Origin of the sequence: Streptomyces sp., from assembly GCF_031181705.1 — a bacterium.
Classification (GTDB): Bacteria; Actinomycetota; Actinomycetes; order Streptomycetales; family Streptomycetaceae; genus Streptomyces.
The window spans coordinates 1-8,026 of the sequence record NZ_JAPSKN010000191.1; the positions used below are offsets into that span (position 1 = coordinate 1).

Annotated in this window: 7 protein-coding genes; 2 read left to right on the top strand and 5 right to left on the bottom strand. The window is 74.3% G+C overall.

Features of this window, described 5'->3' with window-relative positions; all coding sequences use genetic code 11:
- The 4 genes from RIN80_RS24910 to RIN80_RS24925 form a co-directional block, all read right to left on the bottom strand.
- Nucleotides 1–807 (bottom strand): serine hydrolase domain-containing protein (locus RIN80_RS24910; RefSeq protein WP_309097890.1); only part of this gene is annotated, 807 nt, incomplete at its 3' end.
- A gap of 120 nt (nucleotides 808–927) precedes the next feature.
- Nucleotides 928–1,896, bottom strand: coding sequence for an acetylxylan esterase (locus tag RIN80_RS24915; protein WP_309097891.1), 969 nt, complete (start codon nucleotides 1,894–1,896; stop codon nucleotides 928–930).
- A gap of 480 nt (nucleotides 1,897–2,376) precedes the next feature.
- Complete coding sequence (locus RIN80_RS24920; RefSeq protein WP_309097892.1) at nucleotides 2,377–3,144, bottom strand: ferredoxin reductase; 768 nt, start codon at nucleotides 3,142–3,144, stop codon at nucleotides 2,377–2,379.
- Nucleotides 3,137–3,742, bottom strand: coding sequence for a sulfite oxidase-like oxidoreductase (locus RIN80_RS24925; protein ID WP_309097893.1), 606 nt, complete (start codon nucleotides 3,740–3,742; stop codon nucleotides 3,137–3,139). Before RIN80_RS24925 ends, RIN80_RS24920 begins: the two co-directional genes overlap by 8 nt.
- Before the next feature lie 367 nt (nucleotides 3,743–4,109).
- Between RIN80_RS24925 and RIN80_RS24930 the strand changes: the two genes are divergently transcribed.
- Complete coding sequence (locus RIN80_RS24930; RefSeq protein WP_309097894.1) at nucleotides 4,110–4,913, top strand: putative protein N(5)-glutamine methyltransferase; 804 nt, start codon at nucleotides 4,110–4,112, stop codon at nucleotides 4,911–4,913.
- 7 nt (nucleotides 4,914–4,920) lie between these two features.
- On the opposite strand, the gene RIN80_RS24935 is transcribed toward RIN80_RS24930, so the two are convergent.
- Nucleotides 4,921–6,999, bottom strand: coding sequence for a SpoIIE family protein phosphatase (locus RIN80_RS24935; RefSeq protein WP_309097895.1), 2,079 nt, complete (start codon nucleotides 6,997–6,999; stop codon nucleotides 4,921–4,923).
- 238 nt (nucleotides 7,000–7,237) lie between these two features.
- Here RIN80_RS24935 and RIN80_RS24940 point away from each other — a divergent pair, with 238 nt between their 5' ends.
- Nucleotides 7,238–7,609: a hypothetical protein gene (locus tag RIN80_RS24940; RefSeq protein ID WP_309097896.1), complete on the top strand. Its 372-nt coding sequence runs from the start codon at nucleotides 7,238–7,240 to the stop codon at nucleotides 7,607–7,609.
- The last annotated feature ends 417 nt before the right edge of the window (nucleotides 7,610–8,026 follow it).

Genomic DNA, 8,026 nt, shown 5'->3' on the forward strand with positions numbered 1-8,026 from the left:
GGCCGCGGCCGCGGCCACCGGTGGGTTGGTCAGCGCGGCGACGGCCGCCGGCGCCAACTGGGCGAGGACGGCGGCCTGCGCGCTGCTCTGCGCGACCGGCGGCTGGACCAGCTCCGCCACCCGGCCCGCGTCCCGCTCCGGCAGGCCGATACGGAAGTCGATGCCGAGCGGCCGGGTCACCTCCCGTTCCAGGAACGCCCCCGGGCGCAACCCCGACACCCGCCGCACGACCTCACCGACCAGATGGCCGTAGGTCAGCGCGTGATAGCCGGACCGGGTGCCCGGCTCCCACCACGGCTCCGTCGCCGCGAGCCGCTGTGTCGTCAGCTCCCAGTCGCAGAGCTGCTCCAGCGAGTGCGGCTCCCTGAGTCCGGCCAGACCGGCCCGGTGGGACAGCAGGTGCCGTACCAGGACCTTCTCCTTGCCCGCCGCGGCGAACTCGGGCCAGTACACGGCCACCGGCGCGTCCAGGTCGAGCAGTCCCCGGTCGGCCAGGAGGTGCGCACAGAGCGCTACCGGGCCCTTTGTCGTGGACCACACGTTGACCAGCGTGTCCCGCTCCCACGGACGGCTGCGCGCCCCGTCGGCCCAGCCGCCCCACAGATCGACCACGATCCTGCCGCCGACGGTGACGGCCACCGCGGCACCCAGTTCGCCCCGCTCCCGGAAGTTCTCCTCGAAGGCCTCGTGCACCGCCGTGAAACGCGGGTCGCAGTGACCGCGCACCCGCACCCCGTCGGCGCGTTCCTGGTCGCCGGGTGCCGCGTCACCGCCTGCCACCTGCTCGGACGCCTCGTTCTCGGACATGGGCCCCACCCCTTCGCCGGTCGTGTCCAGGCCCGGGCCGCGGCGACGCGCGGCCCGGGCGGGAAGAACGTACCGACCGGTCTGACCAAAGGGGAAGGCCGTCGTCGGGTAACGGCCGGATCAGATGTGCGAGCGCATCCAGCGCAGCTTGGCCGCCTCCTGGAACGGGCCGCCGCCCTCGTGGTCGTTGAAGTCGTACACCTCGATCGCCTTGTCCTCGTGGCTCCACGCGTTGAACGCCGCGAAGACGGTCGACGGCGGGCAGGTCTGGTCCTCCAGGGCGGCGGAGAAGAGGGCGGGGGCCCGGCCGCGGGCGGCGAAGTGGACGCCGTCGAAGTAGGAGAGCGTGCGCAGGGCCTCCTGGGTCCGGCCGCGGTGCGTCTTGAGGTAGAGGCCGATCTCCCGGTACGGGTGCCGGTCCGTGAGGGTCGCCGCGCGCGGGAAGTCGCACAGGAACGGCACGTCCGGCGCGATGCCCGCCAGGTCCGGCACCAGGCCGCCGACCGCTATGGTGATGCCTCCGCCCTGGCTGGCGCCCACCGCCACCGTGCGCGCGGCGTCCGTCAGCGGATGCGAACGGGCCGCCTCGATCGCGCGCACGGCGTCGGTGTAGACGCGGCGGTAGTAGTAGTTCTCCGGAGCGTCGATGCCGCGGGTCATGAAACCGGGGTAGGCGGGTGCGCCGCCCACCGGGTCCGCCGTGCCGCCGCCCGCGCCCCAGGCGCTGCCCTGGCCGCGGGTGTCCATCACGAAGTGCGCCCGGCCGGTGGAAGCCCACAGCAGATGCTCGTGCGGCAGTCCGCGCCCGCCGCCGTAGCCGATGAACTCCACGACCAGGGGCAACGGGCCGTCCGCTCCGGCCGGGAGGGTCAGCCAGCCCTTGACCGGATGCCCGCCGAAGCCGGCGAACGTCACGTCGAGCACCCGCACCGTGGACAGGCCCGTGTCGACCGGTTCGAAGCGGGCGTCCAGATCATGCTCGCGCGCCTCCTGGAGCGTCTTGGACCAGAACGCGTCGAAGTCCTCCGGCTCGCTGGACGCGCTGCGGTACTCGCGGAGTTCGTCGAGAGGAAGGTCGAACAGGGCCATGCAGGACCGCCTTTGATGAGGAACCGGTGCGGAGACAGCGCGGATCACCCTACGGCGGTGGTCGGAGGACTGACCAGGTGTTCGCCGGACGCGCCCGGGCCGGGAGTGGCCACCCTGGCGGTACTCCCGCAGGTCGGATGCGTGTGTGCGGGGCGAGTGCGGCCATGACGGGCGAAGCCCCGGACACGGGTGGTCGGGTCACCGAACGGTTGGCGCCGCCGCGCCGAACTGCCGGGCGCCTCATGGGTCGCCCCGCGTCGCGTCAGGCGCGGCGATGCGTCCACTCCGGTTCCGTGCGGCCCCACGCCCGTTCCCATTCGGCCGGCCGGCGGCTCAGGGCGACCCGGCGCACCACGCCGTGCGCGAGCAGCACGAGCAGCACCGCACCACCCGCGGCGCACCCCCGGCCCGCCCCCGGCCGAGTCACCGTACCCAGCCCTCGCGAGGCAACCGCACGTGCGGCGACGGCGCTGCGGGGCGTCAGCCGAAGCGCTCGATCCTGATGCGGTCCACGGGCTGGCCCGCTGTCACCAGCAGTCGTGAGGCGTGCTCGGCGAAGGAGTTGGAGCCACACACATAGGCCTCCCACCCACCGGGAGGCGGCGAGGCCAGGAGCGGCGCCACATGTGCGGCCGCCATACGTCCCACCGGCACACCCTCCGGCGCGCTCCGGGTGAACACGGGTGTCGTCTCGGCGCCCAACTCCCGGGCGTAGACGAGCTCCTCGGGGCTGCGCGCGGACACCAGCATGCGCAGCGGCACGGTCAGGTTCCGCGCCCGATGATGCCGGACCATCGACATCAGCGGCACGACGCCGGAGCCGGCGCCGAGCAGCAGCGCGGGCCGGTCGCCCGGCCAGGCGAAGAAGCCGCTCACCGGACCGCGCACCTCGACCCGGTCGCCGACCCGGGCGACGGTGTGGAACCAGCCCGACACCTCGCCACCCTCGACGTGGTCCAGGGTCAGCTCGACGTGCCCGGAGTCGTCCGGGGCGGACGCGATCGAGTAGTGGCGCTGCGCCACGTAGCCGTCCTCGGCGGTCAGTCGCACCATCAGGTGCTGCCCGGGCAGATGACCGGGCCAGCCGGGCACGGCGAACCGGAACGTGGCGGCGCGCGGCGTCTCCCGGCGGATCCCGGTGAGCGTGGCGGTCCGCCACACGGAGGCGGCCTGCTCGCTCACGGCGATACGCCCGGGGACCGCGAACCGCGTGGGCGGCACGAAGGCCGGCTCGAAGGTCTCAGTCACCGGCGTACCTCTGCTCCTCCCACGGGTTGCCCCGCTCGTGGTAGCCGTTCTGCTCCCAGAAGCCCGGCTCGTCGTGGTCGAGGATCCGCAGGCCCGCGATCCACTTGGCGCTCTTCCAGAAGTACAGGTGCGGCACCAGCAGCCGTGCCGGGCCGCCGTGCTCCGGGGCGAGCGGCCGCCCGTCGTACTCCCAGGCGATCCAGGCGCGCCCGCCGGTCAGGTCGGCGAGCGGGAGGCTCGTGGTGTAGCCGGTGTGCGCGTAGGCCACGGCATGGGTCGCCGACGCCTGCGGGCGCACCACATCCAGGAAGGCGTCCAGGGACACGCCCGAGAACCGCACGCCGAACTTCGACCAGCTCGTCACGCAGTGGATGGCACCCTCGTACGCCGACGACGGCAGCCGGTGCGCCTCCTCCCAGTCCCAGGTGCGGGGCGCGTCGACCAGCCCGTCGATGCGGAAGGTCCAGTCGGCCGGCGCGAGGTCCGGGGTGACCTCGGCGGACAGGACGGGCCAGTCGTCGCGCGCGTCGTACTGCCCGGGCGGCAGCGCGGGGCCGGCGCCGCGCGGGCGCCCGGTGAAGCCTCGGGTGATGTGCATCGGGTGGTGCCTCCGGGCCGGCCGGCGGTGCCCCGCCGGGTCCGGCGTCATCAGTGATTGCGCGTTCAACCGTACGAACCGGAACAGTTCGGTGCGGTGCCCCCTCACGGCCTCACGGTGTTGCCGTCTCCGCCTCCCATGTTCGCACGACGGTTGTACCGCTCAACCATCTGACCCCGTACCGGGCGGCGGGCCCGTCGGGTAGGGTTCCGTCCGGCTGCGGACGGACCCAGCCGTCGAGGAACCGGGGAGGTGAGACCCATTACCGCTGTGTCAGCTCGGGTGCTCTCTCCTCGACGGGGCGCGGATCGCCGGCCGTAGGCGACCGCCGGAGCGCCCTTCGGTCCCCGAAAGGCTCTGGGCTTCCATGCCGTCTGTTCCCGCTGTCCCGCCCTCCCCCCGGTCGTCCCGTGACGCCCTCGTCGCCGTCCTGCGCGCGGCGGGCTGCGTCTTCGCCGAGGACGAGGCCGACCTGATCCTCGCCACCGCCCGCACCCCGGCCGAGGCCGCCGCCATGGCCGAACGCCGCGCCGCCGGGCTGCCCCTCGAACACGTCGTCGGCTGGGCCGAGTTCCGCGGGCTGCGCATCGGCGTCGCCCCGGGCGTCTTCGTGCCGCGCCGCCGCACCGAGTTCCTGGTGGAGCGGGCCCTGGCCCAGGCGCCCGGCGCGCGGGTCGTCGTGGACCTGTGCTGCGGCTCGGGCGCCGTGGGCGCCGCCCTGGCCGCCGGGCTCGGCGCCGTCGAACTGCACGCCGCCGACATCGACCCGGCCGCGGTGCGCTGCGCCCGCGGCAACGTCGCCGCCGCCGGCGGTCACGTCCACCGGGGCGACCTGTTCGAGGCGCTGCCCGGCGAGCTGCGCGGCCGCGTCGACATCCTCGCGGCCAACGTGCCCTACGTCCCGAGCGACGAGATCGGGCTGCTGCCGCAGGAGGCCCGCGACCACGAGCCGCTGGTCGCCCTCGACGGCGGCACGGACGGTCTCGATGTCCTGCGCAGGGTCGCGGCCGAGGCGCCCCGCTGGCTCGCCCCGGGGGGTTGCGTCCTGGTGGAGACGAGCCGGCACCAGGCGCCGGACGCGGTCGCCGCGTTCGAGCGCGGGGGACTGGCGGCCCGCCTGGCCGTCTCGGAGGAGCTGTACGCCCACGTGGTGCTCGGCGCCCGGCCGTAGCGCCCGCTCAGCCCGGGGGCGTCGCCCGCGCGATCAGCAGCGCCACGTCGTCGAAGTTGTCCGGCTCGTGCAGTGTCCGCAGCAGCACCTCGCAGACCTCCTCCAGCGGCCGGTCCGGCCCGTCCAGCAGCGACAGGAGCGTGCCGAGCCGGTCGTCGAGCGGGTCGCGCCGGGTCTCGACCAGTCCGTCGGTGTAGAACACCAGCCGGTCGCCGGGCTCCAGGTCGACGGTGGTGGTGGAGAAGGCGACCCCGCCGACACCGAGCGGCACCCCGGTCGGCAGGTCGAGCAGCTCCGGGGGGCGGCCGGCCCGGACGCGGACCGGCGGCAGATGCCCGGCGTTGGCGATCCGGCACTCCCGCCGGCGCGGGTCGTGGACGGCGTAGACGCAGGTGGCGATGGCCTGGTCGAGTCCCGCGGTGATCCTGTCGAGGTGCTCCAGGAGCACGTTCGGGTCGAGGTCCAGGGAGGCCAGCGTGTTGGTCGCCGTCCGCAGCCGCCCCATGGCCGCCGCGGCCGGGATGCCGCTGCCCATCACGTCGCCTACGACCAGCGCGGTCTTGTCGTCCTCCAGGGGGATCACGTCGAACCAGTCGCCGCCGACCTCACTCGTGGCCCCGGCCGGCTGGTAGCGGGATGCCACCTCGAGCCCGCCCGTCACGGAGGGGATGCTGGGCAGCAGGCTGCGCTGCAGCGTGAGCGCGGTGTCACGGGCGCTCTGGTACCAGCGCGCGTTGTCGATCTGCACGGCGGCCCGGGCGGCCAGCTCGCGGGCCAGCAGCAGGTCGTCCTCGGTGAACGGCAGCGGGTTGCGGGTGCGTTTGAGGTCCAGGGCGCCCAGCACCTGGCCGCGCGCGATCAGCGGCACCGCCAGGTACGAGTGCACCCCGGCCCGGCCCAGCAGCTCGGCCGCCTCGGGGGAGCGGGCGATGCGCGCCAGGTCCTCGTCCTTGACCTCCGGCAGCATCACGGGGCTCGCCGTGCGCACGCACTGGGTGACCAGCCGGTCGGGGGCGTAGCGCGCCACCTGCCCGGGCGGGTCGGCCGCCTCCAGTGCCTCGGCGGAGTCGTAGCCCTGGACCGCGAGCGCCCGGATCACCGCCGACTCCGTGGGACCGAGGGTGGACTGCCGGCCCTGCACCACGGCGTCCAGGAGGTCCACGGCCGCGACGTCGGCGAGTTCCGGCACGGCCACCTCGGCCAGCTCGTGCGCCGTGTGGTCCAGATCCAGCGTGGTGCCGATCCGCCCCGAGGCGTCCGCGATCAGCGCCAGCCGCCGCCGGGCCGCCTCGGCCTCGATGGCCGCCCGGTACTGCTCGGTGACGTCGACGATCGAGACGGCCACGCCCAGCACGGTCCCGAAGGCGTTCTCCAGCCGGTACAGCGAGACCGACCAGGCGTGGTCCTGGTGCGGATCGGCCGCGGTGCGCCCGATCGTGGACCGGTCGACGACCGGCGCGCCCGTCTCCAGCACGCGCCGCGTCGCGGCCTCCAGCGCGTCGACGTCCATCCCGGGCACCACCTCGCGCGGGGTGCGGCCCAGGTGCTCCTCGGCCGGTACGCCGTTGATCTCCTCCAGCGCCTTGTTGACGGAGACGTAGCGCAGGTCGGTGTCCAGCACGGCCAGCCCGATCGGGGACTGCGCGATCATCCGCGTCGACAGCGCCACCTCCCGCTCCAGCCGGTGCACGGTCGACTGGTCGGCGCACAGACCCAGCGCGTACACGTCGCCCTGGTCGTCCAGCAGCCGCATGTTGCGGAACTCCACCAGCCGGGTGCTGCCGTCCTTGCGGCGGATGGGGAACGCCCCGGCCCAGCTCTGCCCGGTGCCCATGACGTCCGAGAACAGCTTGACCACGAGGTCGATGTGCTGCTCGTGGACCATGATCCGCGCGGCGTACTGCCCGAGCGCCTCCCGCGCCTCGTAGCCGAACAGCTCCTCGGCCTGCGGGCTCCACAGCACGATGCGGCCCTCGGCGTCCAGGACCACCGAGGCCACGCGCAGGACGTCGAGCAGTCCGCTCGGGCGCTCCGAGCCGCGCAGCGGCTCCTCGCTCCCGGCCTGGGGAGACCCGGCTGCACTCATCCCACGCCCCGCCTTCGCCGTTCCTCGCGGCACGCCGTCACGGTGCCGACACCCCAGTTCTACCGCGCGGAGCCGTTCGTGGAAGGCCCCTTCCGTCACCTTCCACCATCTCCCACCGGGGCGCGTGCCGCCCTGCAAAGGCCGCCCCGCCGCCGGTAGTGCCCGGGGGAAGGTGGTGCTTTGCTGGGGGAGGGGCGGAAACGGCAGCGTGGCCACGTAAGGAGCGATCACGATGGCGATGAACCACGAGCGACCGCACCCCCACTCCGTCTCGGTGGAGATCAGCGGGTGCAGCAAGCACGACGCCCGGATCGTGTTCGACACGCTGTGCGCCTGCTTCGAGTCCGACCGGTGCGCCGACGACGTCCCGGAGGAACTGCACGAGACCCGCCCGACCGTCTGGCTCGGCACCTTCGACGTCGCCGACCCGCACGAGGGCACACATCCGCAGGCCCGGCTGTCGTCCTCGGTCGAGGCCGACCTGCACGGCGGGTACTGGGCGATCGAGCGGCTGCGTACGACCCTGGACTCGCTGTTCGACGTGCACGACCTGAGCACGGTCTCCGGCGACCAGGAGAAGGAACTGCACGTGCGCCTGCAGAGCCGCTGAGTTCCGCTGACGCCCCCGGCAGGCCGAAGCCGGCCGTGGCCGGGATGCCCTCGCCCGCGAGCGGATCGCCGGTGTTCGACGGGCCCGCCGTCCTGGCCCGCACCCGCAGCCCTTCGTTCCCGGCGCCGAGGAGCGCGACGGCGGGCCGCACGTGGGCGTCCAGCCGGTACGAGGGCCAGGCGGCCACCGGGGCGTCCGCGGTCGGACGGCAGGCCCGGCGCCGGCGCGTCCGGTTCCCGTGCCGCCGGCCGGACCAAGCGCTCGGCGGCGCGGGCGTCGACGTGCGGCGTGGTGCGGGTGTCCCCCCTCACCGCGCAGCCGTCCGGGACGACGGAGAACCCCTCGCCGCCGTGGCAGGAGCGTCACCGTCAGCCTCGGCGGGAGCGGGAACGCCCCGCGCGCCGGGCAGGGGCGCCT

What these genes read in the sequence shown, in the direction of transcription:
- RIN80_RS24915 (WP_309097891.1), bottom strand. Translation starts at nt 1,896, where the DNA reads ATGGCCCTGTTCGACCTTCCTCTCGACGAACTCCGCGAGTACCGCAGC.
- RIN80_RS24925 (WP_309097893.1), bottom strand. Translation starts at nt 3,742, where the DNA reads ATGCACATCACCCGAGGCTTCACCGGGCGCCCGCGCGGCGCCGGCCCC.
- RIN80_RS24930 (WP_309097894.1), top strand. Translation starts at nt 4,110, where the DNA reads ATGCCGTCTGTTCCCGCTGTCCCGCCCTCCCCCCGGTCGTCCCGTGAC.
- RIN80_RS24935 (WP_309097895.1), bottom strand. Translation starts at nt 6,999, where the DNA reads ATGAGTGCAGCCGGGTCTCCCCAGGCCGGGAGCGAGGAGCCGCTGCGC.
- RIN80_RS24940 (WP_309097896.1), top strand. Translation starts at nt 7,238, where the DNA reads ATGAACCACGAGCGACCGCACCCCCACTCCGTCTCGGTGGAGATCAGC.